Origin of the sequence: Vagococcus lutrae (assembly GCF_023299185.1) — a bacterium.
Taxonomy (GTDB): domain Bacteria; phylum Bacillota; class Bacilli; order Lactobacillales; family Vagococcaceae; genus Vagococcus_A; species Vagococcus_A lutrae.
On the sequence record NZ_CP097017.1, the window covers coordinates 357,511 to 378,032 of the forward strand.

Genomic DNA, 20,522 nt, shown 5'->3' on the forward strand with positions numbered 1-20,522 from the left:
TTTTATTTTAAGCGATTAACTAATTCATCATATTTATCACTTGCTAAGAAATTATCGACTGAAATATGGTAGGCATCTGCTTTTTTCTCTTTGGCGCGTGGAGTCAAATCTTTATGCGTGATAATAATATCTGCCTCTTCAGGAATTTGAGAAATGGCTTTATTGATCACTTTAATATCAAGACCAGCATCTTTGATTTTTTTCCGAAGAACTGAAGCCCCCATAGCACTTGAGCCCATACCAGCGTCACAAGCGAAAACAATTAAGTCTGGTGTTGCGAAATTAGTCGTATTTTTTTCAACAGAAACGTTGTCAGCAGTGACACGTGTTTGCTTAAGTGATTTTGATTCCGCTTGAGCTTCTGCTAAGTCTTTTGTATCATTTTTAGATGTTTTTAAGATAAAGGCAGATACAACAAATGAAACGGCTGCTGCAGCAAAAACGCCAGCGAGTAGACCTAAGTAACCGCCTTTTGGTGTCATTGCTAGTAGAGCGAAGATACTACCAGGTGATGCCGGAGCTACAAGTCCAACGTTGAAAAGTGAGAACGTAAAGATACCAGACATTCCACCTAGAATCGCTGCTAATAGTAAAGCAGGCTTCATTAAGATGTAAGGGAAGTAGATTTCATGAATCCCACCTAAGAAATGAATAATCATTGCACCCGGTGCGGTTTGTTTTGCAGAGCCCTTTCCAAAAACAGTGTATGCTAGTAAGATACCTAGACCAGGTCCAGGGTTGGCTTCCACTAAGAATAAGATGGATTTACCAATTTCATTAGCTTGTTCAATGGCAATTGGTCCTAACACCCCGTGATTAATCGCATTATTTAAAAACAACACTTTAGCTGGTTCTACGAACAAGCTAACAAGGGGTAGGAGAGAGTGGTCGATAAGAAAGGCAACACCACTAGCTAAAAGTTTATTAAGCGTTTCAACTGCAGGTCCAATTGCCCAAAATGACACGATAGTGAGTATAGCTGCTAGAATACCGGCAGAAAAGTTGTTGACGAGCATTTCAAAACCAGCAGGGACTTTTCCTTCAATAGCATCATCGAATTTTTTCATTAACCATGCAGATAGTGGTCCGACAATCATGGCACCTAAGAACATTGGTATATCTATTCCTACAATGACACCCATCGTAACCATGGCTCCGACAACGCCACCACGTTTATCATGAATTAAAGAACCACCTGTGTAACCAATCAAGATAGGGAGGAGGTAGGTAATCGTTGGTCCTACCATTTCACCTAATGCTTCATTTGGCCACCAACCTGTTGGAATAAAGAATGCTGTAATAATACCCCATGCGATAAATGCTCCAATATTGGGCATAATCATGCCACTTAAAAAACTACCAAACTGTTGAACTTTTACTTTAAAATTTCCTGAACTATTCATTTTTTTCCTCCTTATGATGAGTTCCTTTGAGTAAATAAACGAATTGTTTCTTTTGCGCAAAAGAAGACTGAACGTTATCTAATTCGTTCATCTATATAGTAACCGCTTTACTATGTGAATAACAATCTAATGAAATAACTGTTTTGTCCATGATTGTCGGACAAAAGTAACATAGTCTAATATTTATGGACAATCATTGATAGAATAGCACGTTATTATTTGGAAACCTAACGATAAATATTATATACTTAAAATAAGTAATAAAATGCTTTCGTTGTATTTTTAAGCGTTTTCTATTGATTAATGTAAGGAGGATTTTGTTAGATGAAAACTAATAAAAAATCTAAAATTATTGGAATCGTCGTGCTAATTTCTGCCTTATCCTTTTTATTAATGTCCTATCAAAGTAAATTACATCGTGGTAACAGCAACATTTCTAAAGCTGGTATCATGCAAGTTTGGGCCGATTCTTATACATATCAACATGATGGCGTCTATAATTATGAAAATGGTAAATTGTACGTCTCATTTCAGTATGTGACTGATGAACCAGATTCAGACATTGTAAATAATGACCTCAATCGATTTAATCAAGAATTTTTGACCACTAAATTAACAGAAACTGACTTGGAGTCAAGTCGATTAACGTACAATTTTGAAGACGTCAGTTTAAAACTAACAGACAAATATGTTTTGCTTCAAAGTAAAGATTTTAAAAAGACGTTTAAAAGAAATCCTGATAATCCATTACGATTAATAGATGATGCTAAAATAGAGTATCAATTGATTTTAGAAACACCTTAAGGATTATACGTTTAATAATAAAAATAAACTTTACTTCGTATAATATATATTATGTAAACCTATAATAATTTATTAAAATAAAGTAGTCATTCCCTCGCTATTATTCTCTTTTTCTTAATTTTTTAGCTTATTTTAAAAAAATCAAAGATTTTAAAAATATTTTACTACTATATGCTCTTCCTACTGCTAAAACGATTGCTTGCTAGTTATATGTTATAGTGTGACTATATAGTTAAAATTAAAGGATGATTTTATGACAATATCAAAACTTGCACGACCATTTGCTAAACCAACTGGCTATATTGGGCTCATTAGTACCTTCATGATGTCACATTTAACTCATCGTGAACGCTCTTTTATTATTGATATGATTGATTATTCTAAACCTCCATCTGTTTTAGAAGTTGGTTTTGGTAATGGATCATTATTAGCTCAACTAGCAAACTCAAATCATGCTAACTTTTATGGTCTTGAATACGCTCCAGATATGGTCACTCATGCTAAACAAATATATCCCTTGCCCAATCTTAATATTTCTTTAGGTGATATTCATCAAACAGATTATCTAAGTGAACAATTTGATATGATTTATAGTATTAATACGCTTTACTTTTGGTCGGATCTGTCTATCGTATTGAAAGAGTTAGCTCGTATCTTAAATAGAAATGGAACAGTCATCTTAATCTATCTGGATGAACAGTACCTTTCTTTTATGCATGCTGATAAGTTTGGTTTATCTATTTATCGAACACGAGATTTAATTCGTTTCGCTCAGAAAGCTGGATTTTATGTATGCTCTCACAATGAGATAAAGAAACATTTTTCATATAGTTTAGTATTAAAAAAGAAATAACCACTCTCTTTCTAATAGAGAGTGGTTATTTCTTATTGACCTAAATACTTCATAGCATATTGAACGTATAACTCTGCACCAACTAACATGGCATCTTCATCGATATTAAAACGTCCATGATGATGTGGCCAGCATGTATCTTTTTCAGGATCTCCTGAACCCACTAGAGCGAAAGCTCCCGGTGTATCAGTCATAAAGAATCCGAAATCTTCTCCGCCCATGGTTGGTGCAGGATTCGCTATTGACTCTTCACCGAAGGCTTCTCGTGTTATTTGTTTTACAAGTTCGGCAGATTGTTTTTCATTGTCGACTACTTCAGTAATGCGTTCGTAATCAATCGTTACTTTACCACCATACATCGCTGCAATTTGATTCGCATAGCAGCGCAATTTTTCTTCCACCGTATCACGAGCTTCTTTGTGGAATGTACGGATAGTTCCTTCTAAAACAGCATCTTGAGCAATGACATTAAATCGTTGACCAACTTCCATTTTACCAATCGTTAAGACTGCAGGCATTAATGGATCGATTTCTCGTGATATAATCGCTTGCGCATTTGCAACAAATTGGGAAGCCATTATTGCAGCATCCACACTTTGTTGTGGCATTGCAGCGTGCCCACCTTTCCCTTCAAAATGAATTTTTAAGACATCAGCAGCTGCAAAACTAGGACCTGGATCACATGCTACAACTCCACTTGGTAACTGTGACCAAATATGTAATCCGAAAACGTTGTCGACTCCTTCTAAAGCCCCTTGTTTAATCATTACTTTAGCACCTTTAGCGACTTCTTCTCCCGGTTGAAATACAAGCTGTACGGTGCCGTTTAATTCTTCTTTTAATTGAACAAGAACTTTCGCTGCTGTTAAAAGCATAGCCGTATGTGAATCATGACCACAAGCATGCATTTTTCCATCAGTTTGTGATGTGTATGATAGTCCTTCATTCAATTCTGGTACAGAAAGTGCATCCATATCGGCTCTTAGTAATACTGTCTTTCCTTCCTGATTGCCTTTAATCGTTGCAATAAGTCCAGTAGGTTCTGTCAAACGATAAGGAACACCTAGTTTATCAAGTTCACTTGCGACTTTTTTAGTCGTTTCATATTCTTCCATAGACAATTCGGGATGTTGATGTAAATCTTGTCTAAAATCAACGAGAAAGTCTTTTTCTTTTAGTATCATTTCTGTTACGGAACTGTCCCATTTTAATGGGTCAGTTCCTAGTATTCCTTATGGCGTTTAATAAAAAATTATTACGGATATAATGAAGAATATAGATGTTTTCTATTTACAACGGTTTTAATTGAGACGTATATATTGTTCTTGAAGTAGAGATTAAATAACTAATAGGGATTACAATAAATAAATAAGGTAAAATACCCCAACCGAATAATTCGATTCCCATAATAAATCCAGTTATTGGAATATTGGCAGCACTTGCAAACACAGCGATAAAGCCACACGCAGCCGCTGTCGTAATAGAGAGTGTTAAACCTTGATGAACTAGGACGTTTCCAAGACTAGCACCGATTTCAAATAATGGGGTGACTTCTCCCCCTTGAAATCCTGCAGCAAGTGTTAAGACGGTTGTCATTAATTTTTTTAAAAAGTCCCACCCAGAAGATTGTTCTGAAAAAGCTCGATCAAACAGCTGCAGACTCAGCCCCTGATAATCTTCCAATTTGAAAAGAGTGATAATGAATATGAATATAACCGCTCCAATCGCACTGATTAAAATCGGTTTACTTATTAAGTCATGATAAACTTTTTTTAACATAGTAAGGCTAAAAGTAAAAAGAAACGCGACTATCCCAGCTAGTATGCCCAATATGACTAAGGACAGTAAGTTTTTCAACGAAATATGATCTAGATTGACAACAGGATACAATCGATGCGTCGCTCCCACTAATTCGCCTATCATATTTGAAAGGAAACTGGCATAAATAATGAGTAAGGGTTGTATCTTCGGAAGATGACGATAACGTGGTGCTTCATAAGCAAAAAATGTCCCAGCTAGCGGTGTACCAAACGTTGCACTAAAACCTGCCGCTATGCCTGTCATCATGAGCAGGCGTTGATATCTTTTATCTTTCTCTAAGCCAAATCTCGTGGTAATGGCTTCAGCCACAGCTCCGCCCATCTGCACGGACGTCCCTTCTCTTCCTGCCGAACCACCAAGCAAATGAGTTAAAAGTGTTCCAAAGAGTGCGAGTGGTAACATACCGATTGGAATCCTATTTTGATGACCTCTAGCACGGTTTAATACAAGATTAACGCCTTCAGCCGCCATTTTATCATATTTTAAATAACAATATCTGGTTATCATGCCACCAATCGGTAATAAATAAATTAACCATCTATGACGTAAACGTATGTCATTTACTAGCGTAAGACTATTCAAAAAGAAAGAAGCTAATCCCCCCATGATTATGCTAATCAAGGTAACAGAAAAAAATAGTTTGATGTATTGAGATACTTGTTGTCTCTGCACCGTCTTCCCTCCTCTAATAAAATAAAAACACCCTCTCTAGTTTATCAAAGAAAAGGGTGTTGTAAAGTTAATTTGTTATAGGGAGAGTCACTTTAAACGTAGTGCCATCTCCTAATTTACTTTTTAATTCAATACTTCCTTCCAACAATTCCACATAGTGTGCCACAATCGCAAGTCCCAGTCCAGAGCCACCAGTGTGTCGTTGGCGTGATTTACTAACACGATAGAAACGTTCGAATATCCGATTTTGCTCCTCTTCAGGTATACCACAGCCATCATCCGTCACCGTCAGGATTAATTCATTCTCATAAACCGTCGTTTGAATCTTAATCGTACCTGATTCGGCCGTATAAAGACATGCGTTTTCCAGAAGATTTTTAATAATGGGTTGTAAAAAAACAGATGGAAATAAGCAATGATGACTTTCATCATCTAGTTCTGCAATGACAGATAGATTTTTTTGTTTGATGAGTGGCTGATACAGATTGATTTCTTCTGTTATCAACTGCTCGATGGATTCTTTATGAGCTATCTGTTCGTCAAATGTTTCTACGGTTCGAGATAGTAACAACATATCTTGGATTAACCGTGATAAACGTTTCGCTTCTTTCTCTATAATTTGAACAAACTCGCGCGCTACTTCGGGTTCTTCTAGCGCACTATCTAACAATGTTTCTGAAAATCCAATAATTGAAGTAATCGGAGTCTTTAACTCGTGTGATAGATTGCGGATGAAGTCGTGTTGAATTTGTTCTATTTTCCTTATAGGCGTTAAGTCGTAAAGCATTATAACATAATCATCTCGCTCAATAGCATTACTGGTATTCAACCATTTTAGCGATACATTTATGACTTGAAATTCTGGATAGTTAAGCGTGATTTCTTCTTCCCAATCTCGTCTTAAAGGTTTTAAGTTTGTTATCATCTCATCCAATTGCCCTTGAAGTCCATTTTGACGATACAACCACTTTTCTGCCACAGAATTTTTCGTCACGCGGACGTCACCATTCAGTTGCTCGTGATGTACGATGATACCGATCGATAGGTGTTCTAATAAGAATGAAAACCGTTCTTCCGTAATGAGATTTTGATAATACATATCATTTGTTTCCTTCATCACATCATTTAAGACTTCGTAAAGTATGCCCCACTCTTGTGAGTTCTCACTTAATTCATGATGATTTTCAGGATGGGATAAAAAATCTTTTAAGATAGGAACGGCATATTGTAATGGGGCTTTTTTGTGTCGGTCAATAATCCAAAGTGAAAGAGATACGAGTAAAAACAATAAAATTTCGATGCCGATTAATGCATATTGAAATTGTTTCACTCTCTTGTTCGGTGTACTTAAGGGTTCACTAATGCGTACTATTCCTTGTAATTCGTGATTGAATTTTACTGGATAGGCTAAATAGACGTACGAGGTTGCTTGATAAACATTACGCACCGCGCTTCCTCGCTCTTGATTTTGATTTAAAATCGCTTGAATTTCTGGTGGAAATCCCCTTTCCTGTACATCTGTGCCTATTTTCTCTCCAGTTGGATCATAAAAATCAAGGTGTTGATTAGCAGCCAAGTAACGTTTCGCTTTTTCTAAGTGACCAGCTTCCCAGCGTTCACGATTCTCGAGTTCCAATACACGCATCATCCATTCAGCATCTCGAGTCAGCTGGGCTTGTTGGTTTGCAAGTTGTTGTTGATTAAAAAAACGATTGGTTAATATGATGCTTAACAAAATAAGCATCATAAAACCAATCACATAAGTTATTTTCTTTTTTAGATAACGTTGTTGGTTCATAGTGTCGGCTCCTGTAATTTATAACCAAACCCTCTAACCGTTATTAAGTATTGAGGATTTTTCGGTGCGTCTTCAATTTTTTCGCGTAAATGACTAATATGAATATCTATCGTCCGAGAGTGTTGATAGAGTTCATCTTCCCAAAGTTGTTGAGCTAACGTATCTCGGTCAATAATTCGACCTTTTCGTTTCATAAAATAGATGAGCAATTCATACTCTTTTTTAGTTAATGATAGGGGGACATCATTTTTCAAAACGGTAAACTGCTCTGGATAGGCAATCAACTCGCCAACAACGATTGTGGGGGAATCATTGTTAAGCTCTGTTGGTTGAACCTGCTCAACTTTATATCTAGAACCACGTCTTTCAACCGCTTTAAGTCGTGCCATTAACTCGCGTGGACTAAATGGTTTGGTTAAATAATCATCGGCGCCCATTTCTAAACCTATAATTTTATCAACGGTATCCTCTTTTGCGGTAAGCATAATGATGGGGGTCATAATATGCTCAGCTCGCAAAAGTTGGGTTACTTCAAAACCATCCAACTTAGGTAACATTAAATCTAATATAATAAAATCAAATGAATAGTTTAACGCTGCGTCGTAAGCAGCCTGTCCATCATGAACGACCGTCACCGTCATATTTTCTTTTTCAAGATGATATTTTAATAACGTCGTAATTGACGGTTCGTCATCAACAACCAAAATATGTTTCAAGCTACTCGCTCCTCTCAGACTATAAGATGATCTATTGTCCTATTATTATAACATAGTCATCAATCTCTGAGAAAATCTAGAGTGACGATTATTTGATATTACCGTCGACATCACGCGTGACATCCATTGATGTTATTGGAATATAGTTTAACTTTTCTACCACATTTTTTTGTACATCATCTGATAGAATGTAGTCAATAAACTCTTTTACTTCTGGTTTTGCATCTTTTCTTGTATACATATGCTCATATGACCAGATTTTCCAATCGTTTGTTGCAACGTTTTCTGTTGTCGCTTCAACGCCATCAACTTTTAACGTTGTCAGTGTATCATCTAAGTAAGAAAAGGCAAGGTAGCTAACAGCACCGGGTGTTTCAGCTACGATTTTTTTAACGGTACCTGAAGAATCTTGTTCTTGTGAAGCAATCGATTGAGCTCCATCCAACGCCCATTTTTCAAAAGTAGCTCGTGTTCCACTACCTTGAGCACGGTTAACAACAAGTATATCTTGGTCTTTTCCACCTAAGTCTTTCCAATTTGTCACTTTACCAGTAAAGACATCAATCAGCTGCTCAGTAGTTAAATCTTCAACTCCCGCATCCTTATTCACAACAGGAGCCATTCCAACGACAGCGATTTGATTATCGACTAATTCACTCGCGTCAATGCCATCTTTTTCTTCTGCGAAAATATCAGAGTTTCCGATATCCACTGCGCCTGCTACAATCTGGCTTAAACCTGTGCCGCTTCCTCCACCTTGCACAACAATTGTGTAATTGGGATTATCCGTCATATAAATATCGGCTATATTTTCAACTAACGGTTGGAGCGCTGTTGAACCGACTGCGCTAATCTCTACCTTTTCATTTCCCTTACTTGCTGCTTTGCTGCTATTAGTTGCCGGTTCCTCCGTTTGACCGCCACTGCTACAACCAGCCATTGCTAGAGCAAAACTTGCTAATAGTGTTACGACACCTATTTTTTTCATTACTTTACGCGTCTCCTTTACTCTGTGTTTTTATGATAGTGATGTCTCTCAACCACATACTTATCATAACGTCTAGATGTAAAAACTCGTGTCAGACTATTGTAAAGTTTACGTAAAGATAAAAAGCAAGCAAGTGTCTTCACTCACTTGCTTGCTTTATCTTTAATTTTTTCGTTCTAATTGTTGTTTGATACCTGTAATTTCTTCTTTTTGACCTGTGAAAATTAAATGGTCATCTAGCTCAATTATCGTATTTCCGTGCGGTGTTAAGAGTTGATCTCCTCTTCTAATATTACTAATTGTCATCGCATCGACAAATGGTAACTGCTTAATCGGAATACCAGCGTAGCGACTATTTTTAACCGTTGCTTCATATAAACCTGTTTCTGTATCATCAATAATTTTCATAATCGACGGCGTTTCTACCATCGTGCGTAACAAACTAGCCTGTGCATCAAATGTACTAAAGATTTCAATGCCATAATCACTTAGTTCACTATAGGTATCTTCTACAATATTATTAGTCTCGAAATGAACGATAACTCGCTCAATTCCTCGTTCTTTTGCTAACCGTGCCATTTGACTTTCATTGTCCGTATCGTCGTAATTAATAATTAAAACATCGGTCGTTGTAGGCGTTAAATGTTCAGGAAAGTGCTCAACCATAGAACTAACTAATTGCACGCGTCCTTCACTATTGAAAGTATGATAGGCTTGTTCATCATCTGTGAGAAGATTGACCTCATAGTTTTTCTTTAATAGCTCATTGGCTACCGCCATGGTTAATGAATTGGTACCAATAATACTAACTCGAGTTGGGCGATTTTCCGTTGGTTCTTTTTGATATAGTTTATTATAGAAAAGTGGGAAAAACACACAAGTTAAAACAGAAGCTAAAATCAACGCACCCTTTTCGTTGTCATTCACTGCGCCCACTTGCTCGGCCACTTCCAAAATTGGAAGAATAAGCGTTAAAGTAGTAGCAGATAAAAAAGTCCCTGCCCAGGCATTGGTGCGTTTAAAATGACGGTTTAAAATTGGAATAACCAATATTCTCGTTAAGAAAAATGAAATAAAGAATAATGGAATAAGTAATAACGTTTTGGCATCTGAAAAAATAGAAGATAAATCTAACTTAACACCTGTCACGATAAAGTAAATCGGAATAAAAAATCCATAGCCAAAAGAATCCAGTTTTTCAACGGTACTTTCACGTGGTTTTAATAGTTTCATTACAATCCCAGCTAAAAAGGCGCCTAAAACACTTTCAGCTCCAGTTCCTTCAGCAACTGCAACCAGCGTCAAAATAATAAAAAAGGCTAAACGAATATCGAGTTGCGTGGTAACTTTATCGATTTCTTCAAAAAACGTATAAACTTTCTTAAAACGTAATAATAAGGCTGCTACACCTAATATTAAAAGGATCATCCATAAATTACTATCGGCCGAGCCAAATACGGAAGAATAAACCGTTAATAAGACCAATGGCGTAATCTCACCTAACACTGCAATCAGAAGTATAGTTTGTCCAAAAGGCTGGCTGAGAAGTTCTCTTTCTTTTAGTGAAGCAATCACAATTCCTAAGGCAATAGAGGTGAAAATAATAAATAACAACCAGTAATCTTCAAATAAACCACTAAAATGAAAAAAGTAACTGACAGCAAACGATAGGACTAGCATAGTCAAATATGCTGTCAGAGCTATCTTCAAAGGATTAACTGCTTTCGTGTCCTCATCGGATGTCTCTTCTTTCTTTTTAAATAAAGAAAAGTCAATTTCCATCCCACTAAGAAATACTAAAAACACGACCCCAAAGGATGAAAATATCTCCAAATAATCCCCAATTTCAATAATATTTAAAACGCTCTTTCCTAAAATAATTCCGACAATAATTTCTGCTACAATCGATGGAAAGACATTAATTTTAAATTTCCCCATCATAAGTGGAATTAAAAGCGCCGCTAGTAACACAATGACCAATGGTAATTTTTCCATATCAAACGTCCTTTCTTATTTTCTTAACAAGTTACGTGAATTCGTATAAAAAGTCAAACAAAAAGAAGAGTCTTGCATGGCATAAAGCATAGACTCTTCTTTCTATTAATGATTAGGACAATGACACACCATACGATGAAAAGCTGGTTGTAATGGTCGATTATTGTGTGTACTTTGTAAAAAATCTTTTAGCTGTAAAAATAAATGCGGCTGTATATGATAAATATCATCCATAACGAGCCATTTCACACCACTAACTGTTGGAGGGGTCGTTAAGGAGCCGTGATAATAGTAGAAGCTTGGTGACACAGGTAATAACATACGTGGATCAAAAGAGATGTTGTCAGCTGACTCATACCAATGTTGTTCTTCGGAAAGACCTGTATCAAACAACCCTGAGATTGTTTCGCTCTGATTATATAAACAACCGATTACAAGTAACTCATCTTGTTGGTTACGATGTACGAAATGAAACTCGATTTCGCTAGCCTTATCATCCAATGTATGCTCACTCGGAATATGAAAGTGAACATCTTCTAAGATATAAGTGACATCTTGCCAAACTATCGTATTCTCTTGATGTGTTGGTAGTAAATGTAACGTATAGGTTTGTAAGGATTTTTCAAAAATGGTCGCTTGATAATGGAAAGTCAAGGAATCGGGTAAAGCTCCAGATGTTAGTTCGCTTTTACCTAACGCAATTGGCGATTGAAGCGGTTCTTCACCCGCCTTTTTAAACTCATCTGTCAAGGTCGCCCACTTTTCGGGTCCATTATTATGATAATCCCATGGGAGTATTAAATTTGAAGCGGTACTTTTCATAATCCTCACTCATTTCATTTTAGCGTTACAGGGCATTCCATTCTTGCGGGTTTTCGCGCCACTGCATAAGTAATTTTAACTCATTTTCTGAAATAACGCTATTTTCACGTGCGACTTCAATGAGAGTTGAATATTGCGTAAGGGTTGTAAACGCCATATTTTTAGCAGAAAACTGCTTTGTTGCTTGTGCTAATTCATAAGTGAAGATAGCAGCAACGCCTAAAACTTTCCCACCGGCATTTTCTACAGCATCTGTCGCTTCTAAAACACTTCCCCCTGTTGATATTAAGTCTTCAATGACGACCACACGTTGTCCTTCATGTAGCACTCCTTCAATTTGATTGCCTTTTCCGTGTTTTTTAGCACTGCTTCGAATATAAATCATCGGCAAATCTAAAATTTCCGCTACCCACGCTGCATGTGGGATACCTGCCGTAGCCGTTCCAGCAACGACATCGATTTCTCCATATGTATCTTGAATGAGCTGCGCCAATCCTTGTGCTATTTGACGACGAACTACTGGATAGCTCATCGTCACTCGATTGTCACAATAAATAGGACTTTTCAAGCCACTCGCCCAAGTAAAAGGCGCTGTAGGACTTAAACTAACCGCTTTAATATCAAGTAAATGTTTGGCAATTTCTTTGGCATTTGTCATATTATTTCACTCCACTCCATTCTTCTGTGATGCGTTGATAAGCAGCATACGGATCTGCCGCCTGTGTGATAGGACGGCCTACCACGATATAATCTGAACCGATACGTCTAGCCTGTTTAGGGGTAACAACGCGTTTTTGGTCGCCTTGTTGACTGTCAGTCGGACGTATACCCGGTGTCAAGCAAACAAATGATTCCCCTATATGATTTTTTAACATCTCAACTTCTAACGCAGAACAAACGACGCCATCTAATCCGCTTTTTTTCACCTGCGTCGCATAATGTAACACACTCTCATTTAGAGACATCTTTATTCCCTGATCAGCTTGCATCATTTCTTCGCTAGTTGAGGTTAATTGAGTAACCGCCAGCAAAATCGGTACTTTTTGTTTTGACTGCGAACCGGCATGGAGTCCTGCTAAAGCCGCTTCCATCATAGCGACTCCTCCTGCCGCATGAACGTTCGTCATCGTCACACCTAACTTTGCGATTCCTTTCATAGCAGACTGAACTGTATTGGGAATGTCATGTAATTTTAAATCTAAAAAGACATCGTGCCCTTTTTCTTTTAACAAGTGAACAATTGACGGCCCTTCTTGGTAAAACAACTCCATACCGACTTTTACAAAGAGTGATAGGTCATCAGGAAATTGACTAAGAAATCTCAGGACTTCTTTTTGGTTAGGAAAATCAAGGGCGATTATCGGTCTGTGCATATTAACGTGCCTCCTTAACTTCAGCAATTAATTGTTCAATGCTTTCAATGCCTAACTCGTCCATTCTCTGAGGTAAAGCATCGATTAACTTCGGACAGATATAAGGGTCTGTAAAATTTGCTGTCCCCACAGCGACAGCGCTTGCTCCTGCAAGGAACATCTCAAGTACGTCATCGACTGTCATAACGCCCCCCATTCCAATAATTGGAATAGAAACTGCATGAGAGACTTGGTGGATTAACCGAATCGCTACAGGTTTAATACCTGGTCCTGACAATCCCCCCGTTTGATTGGCTAAAACAGGTTGACGTGATTTTAAATCTATTCTCATTCCTAAGAGCGTATTAATCATTGTTATTCCGTCAGCACCAGCCTCTTCTACTGCTTTTGCAATCGGCACAATGTCGGTAACGTTCGGAGACAATTTCACATAGACGGGTACCTTTGCGACCGCCTTAACTGCTTTCGTTAACTCTCCAGCTACTTGTGCATCTGTTCCAAACGTAATCCCGCCACATTTTACATTCGGACAGGAAATATTTAATTCAATCGCTTTGACGTTTGGCGCATCGCCAATGCGACGACATACTTCAACGTAATCTTCCGTCGTATAACCTGCGACATTTGCAATAATCGGCACATCATATTGTTCTATCGCAGGTAATTTTTCATTCATAATCACATCAAGCCCCGGATTTTGTAAGCCAATAGCGTTCAACATACCGCTTGGTGTTTCTGCTACACGCGGAGTCGGATTTCCTGCTCGTGGTTCCAGAGTAGCCGCTTTGACCATAATGGCACCTAACTGACTGATATCGTAGTATTTGGCATATTCTTCGCCAAATCCAAAACAACCACTAGCTGGCATAATCGGATTTTTAAGAGAGAGTCCCGGTAATTCTACTTTTAGTCGGTTCATAATACCACCTCCCCTGCTTTAAAAACAGGTCCTTGATCACAAACTTTTTTCGTTGTAACAGACCCATCCGCTTGCTTCACTTGACAATTACAAGCGTAACAAGCTCCCATACCGCAAGCCATTCGTTCTTCCATAGAAACATAGGCACGCGGATGATAACCAAACGAGTCTGAAATCAGTTTTAACATCCCTTTGGCACCGCAAGCGTATATAGCACTGTATTCGGTCGGATTTTCTTCCAAATGTTTGGCGAGTAATTGTCCAACATGACCATTAAATCCGTAAGAACCGTCATCTGTTACAATAAGGGTGTCTCCGAATTGACGAAATGCTTCTTCATAGTACACTACTTTTTCTGTTGCAAATCCGAGTAAACTGGTGACCTTAGCGCCTCTTAAATAAGCTTGTTTAGCAACTTCATGTAAAGGCGGAACCCCGATTCCACCACCTACAATCAGAATTTCTTCTCGTTCACTAATATCCTCAACCGGAAAACCTTTACCAAGTGGTCCCATAATATCAATCGTATCGTCTGCGACTAAAGTGCTCATCGCGCGTGTACCGTCACCGTCTGCTCGATAAATAATCGTACAAGTTTGCTCTTGATGATTAATATCAGCGATACTAATAGGACGTCTCAACAGTAAATCGGCTCTTGGAGCTAAACAATGTAAAAATTGTCCGGGCGTGTTCATTTCTTTAACTAATTCACCTGTCATTACCATTTCATATATATTATGAGCAATTAAACGTTGTGATACGACTTTCATCAATTCTTGTTTCATCTCGTTTATCTCCTTACTGATTATAATGCTTGAACACTCATGCGTTGTGATACCATCACACTCAAAATGGCTTTGGCTGTATCTAAAGATGTCAGCAAAGGAACACCGTTTTCAACTGCTGTTCGTCGAATCATAAAGCCGTCTGATGCGCCTGTTCTTTTTTTATCCATTGTATTGACAACGACCTGGACTTTTCCAGTTCGAATGACGTCGACAACGGTCTCTTCCGCTTCTTGACTAATCCTAGCTACTACGGTCGTACGTAAGCCATGCTCAGTTAAAAAGCGACTTGTGCCGGCTGTGGCATAGAGTTCATAACCAATTGCGTCAAATTCTTTGGCTATTTCTAAAGCCTCAGCTTTCGTTTCATCGGCAATGGTCATTAATACGGCACCTGTCTCAGGTAAATGCATACCACTCGCTTCAAATGCTTTATACAATGCTTTTTCTAATGTGCGATCTGTTCCCATTACTTCTCCAGTAGATTTCATTTCAGGTCCTAAATAACTATCGACCGCTTGTAACTTTTCAAACGAAAAGACAGGTGCTTTAACAGAAACAAATTCCTGATTCGGATACAATCCAGTTTGATACCCCATATCGATTAAGCGCTCGCCCAAAATTGCTCGAGTGGCAATTTGAGCCATTGGAATATCGGTCACTTTACTTAAGAAAGGTACCGTTCGACTCGCTCGAGGGTTAACTTCAATGACATAAACCTCTTCTCCGTCTATGACAAATTGGATGTTCATCATTCCTAAACAGTTTAGTCCTAATGCTAATTTTTCAGTATACGTTTCAATCTTAGCGACAACTTTTTCTGAGAGTCTTTGCGGTGGATAGACCGCCATAGAATCTCCTGAGTGAACACCTGCTCGTTCCACATGTTCCATAATACCAGGGATTAACACCGTCTTTCCGTCACAAATGGCATCAACTTCACACTCTAGTCCGGTAATATATCGATCAATAAGGATAGGATGATCTGGTGAGGCTTTAAAAGCGTCTATCATATAAGCCCGTAAATCTTCCTCATTATCGACAATTTCCATCGCTCGACCACCTAATACATAACTTGGCCGAACTAATACGGGATAACCAATTTTTTCCGCTATCTCAAGCGCCGTTTCCGTCTTCATTGCCGTACTACCTAATGGTTGTGGAATGTTTAATGCTTGTAAGGCTTGTTCAAATAAATCACGATTTTCTGCTCGGTCTAAATCTTCAATACTCGTTCCCATAATTTTTACACCAGCTCGATGTAACGGTTCTGCCAGATTAATCGCTGTTTGACCACCAAATTGCACGATGACCCCTTCAGGCTGTTCCAATTCAATGACATTCATGACATCTTCAAACGTTAAAGGTTCAAAGTAAAGTTTATCGGAGATAGAAAAGTCCGTCGATACAGTTTCCGGATTGCTATTCATAATAATTGCTTCATAACCAAGTGATTGTATCGCTTTAACGGAGTGAACCGTTGCGTAGTCAAATTCGACTCCCTGTCCAATCCTTATCGGTCCAGAACCTAAAACTAAGATGGATGGTCGTTCAGAACGCGTACTTTCTTGTTCCTGTGAATACGTACTATAAAAGTAAGGAGTTGCCGAATCAAATTCTCCCGCACATGTATCAACCATTTTATAGGTTGGTAAGACGTTTTCTTTTTTTCGCAAGTCGCGAATGACCTGTTCATCCGTTTCCCACATTTGGGCAATAATTTCATCAGTTAAGCCGTAGCGTTTTGCTTTCTTTAATACACTACTATCAAAAGGCTTAACCTTTAGTTCTTCTTCTATTTCAATAATATGCGCTAAGACATCTAAAAAGTATAAGTCGATCTTAGTTAATTGATTTAACTCTTCAATTGTATAGCCACGCTTTAGCGCCTCAACCAAGTAGAAAAGACGGTCATCTTGCGGTTTAATCATTTTTATAATTAAGTCATCGTCACTCGCTTCTTGTGCTTCTGGAAGATCGAGATGCTTCATGCCAATTTCTAATGAACGCACTGCTTTTAAAAGAGATTCTTCTAACGTTCGTCCCATCGCCATTACTTCGCCAGTCGCTTTCATTTGTGTTCCTAAACGACGTTCCCCTTTATCAAATTTATCAAAAGGCCAACGTGGTATTTTACTGACAACATAGTCTAATGTGGGTTCAAAAGCGGCGTATGTCGTTTGAGTAACGGGATTCTTGATTTCATCCAATGTCAATCCAACAGCGATTTTTGCTGCTAGTTTGGCAATTGGATAGCCTGTTGCTTTACTAGCTAGGGCTGAAGAACGACTCACTCTTGGGTTAACTTCAATGACATAGTAGTTAAAACTGTTAGGATCTAAAGCTAATTGTACATTACAGCCACCTTCAATTTCTAAGGCACGGATGATTTTTAATGACGCGTCACGGAGCAGTTGATGCTCGACGTCCGTTAAAGTTTGACTTGGTGCAAAAACAATGGAATCGCCTGTGTGAATACCGACAGGATCAAAATTTTCCATATTACAAACCACAATCGCATTGTCAGCTGCATCGCGCATGACTTCGTATTCAATCTCTTTATAACCTGCGATACTTTTTTCGATGAGGCACTGAGTGGCTGGCGACAGTTTTAAGCCATTCTTCGTAATAGCAATTAAGCTCTCTTCATCGTCGCACATTCCACCACCTGTTCCTCCCAGAGTAAATGCTGGTCGTACGATGAGTGGATAGCCGATTTCACTAGCAAATGCTAACGCTTCTTCGACTGTCGTTACAATCGTACTTTCTGGTATCGGCTGTCCCAATTCTTCCATAAGTTGTTTAAAAAGGTCGCGATCTTCTGCTTGATCAATCGCCGATAGTTTTGTTCCAAGCAATTCTACATCATATTGTTCTAAAACCCCTGCTTTTGATAAGGCCATGGCCATGTTTAAACCAGTTTGTCCACCAAGTGTTGGTAGAAGCGCATCGGGACGCTCCTTGCGAATAATAGCTGAAACAAATTCTAGCGTGATTGGTTCAATATAAACTCGGTCAGCGATTTCTTTGTCGGTCATAATCGTTGCAGGATTTGAATTAATAAGAACAACTTCATACCCTTCTTCTTTTAACGATAGACAGGCTTGCGTTCCAGCATAGTCAAATTCTGCTGCTTGTCCGATAACGATTGGGCCAGAGCCAATTACTAATATTTTCTTGATGTCATTTCTTTTAGGCATTTGTTTGCTCCTTCCAACTTTCAATCAAACTCATAAAATCGTCGAATATCGTGAGAGTATCGTGTGGACCTGGTGCAGCGTCTGGATGAAACTGTACACTGAATACTGGTAACTCTTGATGTTTTACCCCTTCGACACTTCCGTCATTAAGATGTTCATAGGTTAATAATAGTGGTGTCTCTCTTAAACTATCTTTCGCTACAACATATTGATGATTTTGAGAAGTAAAACGAACATCACCTGTAGCAATTTCTCTAACAGGATGATTACCACCACGATGACCAAATGATAAAGGTTCTGTTTTTGCGCCATTAGCTAAACAAAGTAGTTGGTGTCCTAGACAGATACCAAACATTGGAAAGCGTTGCTGTAATGTTTGAATAACCGGTAAAACAGTGGGTAAAGCAGCCGGATTTCCCGGTCCATTACTTAATAATATGCCGTCTGGACTCATGCTAGCAATTTCCTCGGCTGATGTATGATAAGGTACGACAGTAATATCACATTGACGTTTGTTTAATTCTCTAAGTATGCTGTGTTTTAAACCGAAATCCATTACGACAATTTTTTTACCTGTTCCCGGACTTGGATAAGCAGTTTTCGTTGAAACTTCAGCAACGGTCTGTGTTGGTAAAACAGTCGCTCTTAATTGATCTAACGCATGTTCTAGGTCGACTCCTTCATTGATAAACGTCGCTTTTAAAGTACCGTTCGCACGAATACGTTTAGTTAATGCGCGTGTATCAATTTCAGCAATCCCAGGAATTCCTCGTTGCTTAAGAAAATCATCCAGTGAAAGATGATGACGCCAGTTAGATGGTCGACGAGCTAATTCATTCACTACGACCCCTTTACAACTTGGTTGAATCGATTCAGAATCATCTCGATTAATTCCTACATTACCAATCAAAGGGTATGTAAAGACAACAATCTGACCGTTAAAACTTTGGTCGGTAATCGTTTCTTGATAGCCTGTCATACACGTCGTAAAAACTAATTCACCTGTTGTAGGTTTAAGAGAACCAAACGCTTTGCCTTCTAAAACCGTTCCATCTTCTAATAGTAAAAATCGTTTCATGACCGTTCCTCCTGTTCATCCCAAACTTTTTGACCGTTTGAGAAAGTGTATAGAACTTGTCCCGTCACCGTTTGATTTAAAAATGGCGTATTATGTGACTTAGAAGCAAAGTCCTGTTCGTTAATTTCATATTGTTTTTCAACATCTAACACAGTAATATCTGCACGTGCACCAATATTTAGCGTTCCCACTGGTAGCTTAAATAATCGAGCTGGTTTGTATGTCAGCCAATCAATCACTTGTTGCAATGTGAAAATCCCAGTTTTTACAAAGTGATGATTCATCAAGGCAAATGCCGTTTCACTTCCGACAATTCCAAAAGGCGCTTCTGTCATGGAAAGAGCTTTTTCATCAGCATGATGTGGCGCATGGTCAGTCGCTAAACAGTCGATTGTTCCATCGAGTAGACCTTCAATTAAAGCTAACCGGTCTTCTTCCGCACGTAAAGGTGGGTTCATTTTAAACTGACTATTATCCGATGTAATGGCAGCGTCTGTTAAAATCAAATGATGTGGACAGACTTCTGCTGTTACATTGACCCCTGCTCGTTTAGCATCTCGTATGACTCGAACACTTTCTTTGGTTGAAACATGACAAACATGATAATGAACGCCAGTTTCTTCCGCAAGTAAACAATCACGGGCGATTTGAGATGATTCTGTTGCGCTTAAAATGCCAGGCAGACCAAGCTTTTCCGATTGAGCACCGTGATGCATACATCCACCAAAGAGAAGTGATTCATCCTCTGTATGTGCGACAATACTCATCTCTAACTCTTTCGCTTTCTTCATTGCTAGATACATCGTGCCAGCTGTTTGAACTCCCACACCATCATTCGTGAAGGCAAAAGCACCAGCTTCTTTTAAAGCGGCCATATCCACTAACGTTTCACTTCTTAGGCTTTTGGTAATTGGAGCATACTGGCGAACGTCGATAACAGCATCTTTTTCAATACGTTGCTCAATATCTAAAAAGTCCGAAACATTATCTGGGACGGGATCAAGATTAGGCATCGCACAGACTGTAGTAAAGCCTCCACGAGCGGCAGCAACACTTCCCGTCTGTATGGTTTCTTTATGCGTGAAACCTGGTTCACGAAAATGGACGTGAACGTCGACAAACCCAGGAGCAATTAACTTATCAGCACAATCAATAATTTCTAGATTTCCGTTAATTCTAACATCTTCAAGTGCTAGTCCCTTCGCTCTAATTTTTCCATCTTCTATTAGTAAATCAGTTGCCACCCATTCATTATGTCCATTTAAACAAAAGCCGTTTTTCAATAAAATTGCCAT

The 20,522-nt window shown here is 38.5% G+C and carries 17 protein-coding genes; 2 read left to right on the forward strand and 15 right to left on the reverse strand.

The window, feature by feature from the left end:
- Positions 1–2: 2 nt before the first annotated feature.
- Entirely contained in the window at positions 3–1,403 is a 1,401-nt protein-coding gene (locus M2919_RS01705; protein WP_248849033.1) for a PTS mannitol transporter subunit IIBC, read from the reverse strand.
- 324 nt (positions 1,404–1,727) lie between these two features.
- Here M2919_RS01705 and M2919_RS01710 point away from each other — a divergent pair, with 324 nt between their 5' ends.
- Together M2919_RS01710 and M2919_RS01715 are read left to right on the forward strand one after the other, a co-directional pair.
- On the forward strand, positions 1,728–2,207 hold the full coding sequence (locus M2919_RS01710) for a hypothetical protein (protein ID WP_248849034.1): 480 nt from the start codon (positions 1,728–1,730) through the stop codon (positions 2,205–2,207).
- 253 nt (positions 2,208–2,460) lie between these two features.
- A complete protein-coding gene (locus M2919_RS01715) occupies positions 2,461–3,060 on the forward strand; it encodes a class I SAM-dependent methyltransferase (protein WP_248849035.1) in 600 nt (199 codons plus the stop codon).
- A gap of 32 nt (positions 3,061–3,092) precedes the next feature.
- Here M2919_RS01715 and M2919_RS01720 read toward each other — a convergent pair whose 3' ends face one another.
- The 14 genes from M2919_RS01720 to M2919_RS01785 form a co-directional block, all read right to left on the reverse strand.
- On the reverse strand, positions 3,093–4,244 hold the full coding sequence (locus tag M2919_RS01720) for an amidohydrolase (RefSeq protein WP_248849036.1): 1,152 nt from the start codon (positions 4,242–4,244) through the stop codon (positions 3,093–3,095).
- A 106-nt stretch (positions 4,245–4,350) separates the two neighbouring features.
- Positions 4,351–5,553: a chloride channel protein gene (locus M2919_RS01725; protein WP_248849037.1), complete on the reverse strand. Its 1,203-nt coding sequence runs from the start codon at positions 5,551–5,553 to the stop codon at positions 4,351–4,353.
- A 67-nt stretch (positions 5,554–5,620) separates the two neighbouring features.
- Positions 5,621–7,351 (reverse strand): sensor histidine kinase, encoded by a 1,731-nt coding sequence (locus M2919_RS01730; RefSeq protein ID WP_248849038.1) that lies wholly within the window; start codon positions 7,349–7,351, stop codon positions 5,621–5,623.
- A complete protein-coding gene (locus tag M2919_RS01735) occupies positions 7,348–8,067 on the reverse strand; it encodes a response regulator transcription factor (protein ID WP_248849039.1) in 720 nt (239 codons plus the stop codon). Before M2919_RS01735 ends, M2919_RS01730 begins: the two co-directional genes overlap by 4 nt.
- A gap of 88 nt (positions 8,068–8,155) precedes the next feature.
- Entirely contained in the window at positions 8,156–9,055 is a 900-nt protein-coding gene (locus tag M2919_RS01740; RefSeq protein WP_248849040.1) for a phosphate ABC transporter substrate-binding protein PstS family protein, read from the reverse strand.
- Between the two features lie 162 nt (positions 9,056–9,217).
- Positions 9,218–11,050, reverse strand: a complete 1,833-nt coding sequence (locus tag M2919_RS01745; RefSeq protein ID WP_248849041.1) for a cation:proton antiporter family protein — start codon at positions 11,048–11,050, stop codon at positions 9,218–9,220.
- Between the two features lie 105 nt (positions 11,051–11,155).
- Positions 11,156–11,872 carry a carbonic anhydrase family protein gene (locus tag M2919_RS01750; RefSeq protein WP_248849460.1) on the reverse strand — a complete coding sequence of 239 codons (717 nt, stop codon included), beginning with the start codon at positions 11,870–11,872 and terminating at the stop codon, positions 11,156–11,158.
- Between the two features lie 25 nt (positions 11,873–11,897).
- Positions 11,898–12,530, reverse strand: coding sequence for an orotate phosphoribosyltransferase (gene pyrE, locus M2919_RS01755; protein ID WP_248849042.1), 633 nt, complete (start codon positions 12,528–12,530; stop codon positions 11,898–11,900).
- Position 12,531: 1 nt separating this feature from the next.
- Positions 12,532–13,245: an orotidine-5'-phosphate decarboxylase gene (pyrF, locus tag M2919_RS01760; protein WP_248849043.1), complete on the reverse strand. Its 714-nt coding sequence runs from the start codon at positions 13,243–13,245 to the stop codon at positions 12,532–12,534.
- A gap of 1 nt (position 13,246) precedes the next feature.
- Positions 13,247–14,164 (reverse strand): dihydroorotate dehydrogenase, encoded by a 918-nt coding sequence (locus M2919_RS01765; protein ID WP_248849044.1) that lies wholly within the window; start codon positions 14,162–14,164, stop codon positions 13,247–13,249.
- Positions 14,161–14,949 carry a dihydroorotate dehydrogenase electron transfer subunit gene (locus tag M2919_RS01770; RefSeq protein WP_248849045.1) on the reverse strand — a complete coding sequence of 263 codons (789 nt, stop codon included), beginning with the start codon at positions 14,947–14,949 and terminating at the stop codon, positions 14,161–14,163. The genes M2919_RS01765 and M2919_RS01770 overlap by 4 nt, the downstream gene beginning before the upstream one ends.
- A gap of 20 nt (positions 14,950–14,969) precedes the next feature.
- Entirely contained in the window at positions 14,970–18,149 is a 3,180-nt protein-coding gene (gene carB / locus M2919_RS01775; RefSeq protein ID WP_248849046.1) for a carbamoyl-phosphate synthase large subunit, read from the reverse strand.
- A complete protein-coding gene (locus M2919_RS01780; RefSeq protein WP_168413886.1) occupies positions 18,142–19,227 on the reverse strand; it encodes a carbamoyl phosphate synthase small subunit in 1,086 nt (361 codons plus the stop codon). The genes carB and M2919_RS01780 overlap by 8 nt, the downstream gene beginning before the upstream one ends.
- Positions 19,224–20,522, reverse strand: a complete 1,299-nt coding sequence (locus tag M2919_RS01785; RefSeq protein ID WP_248849047.1) for a dihydroorotase — start codon at positions 20,520–20,522, stop codon at positions 19,224–19,226. The genes M2919_RS01780 and M2919_RS01785 overlap by 4 nt, the downstream gene beginning before the upstream one ends.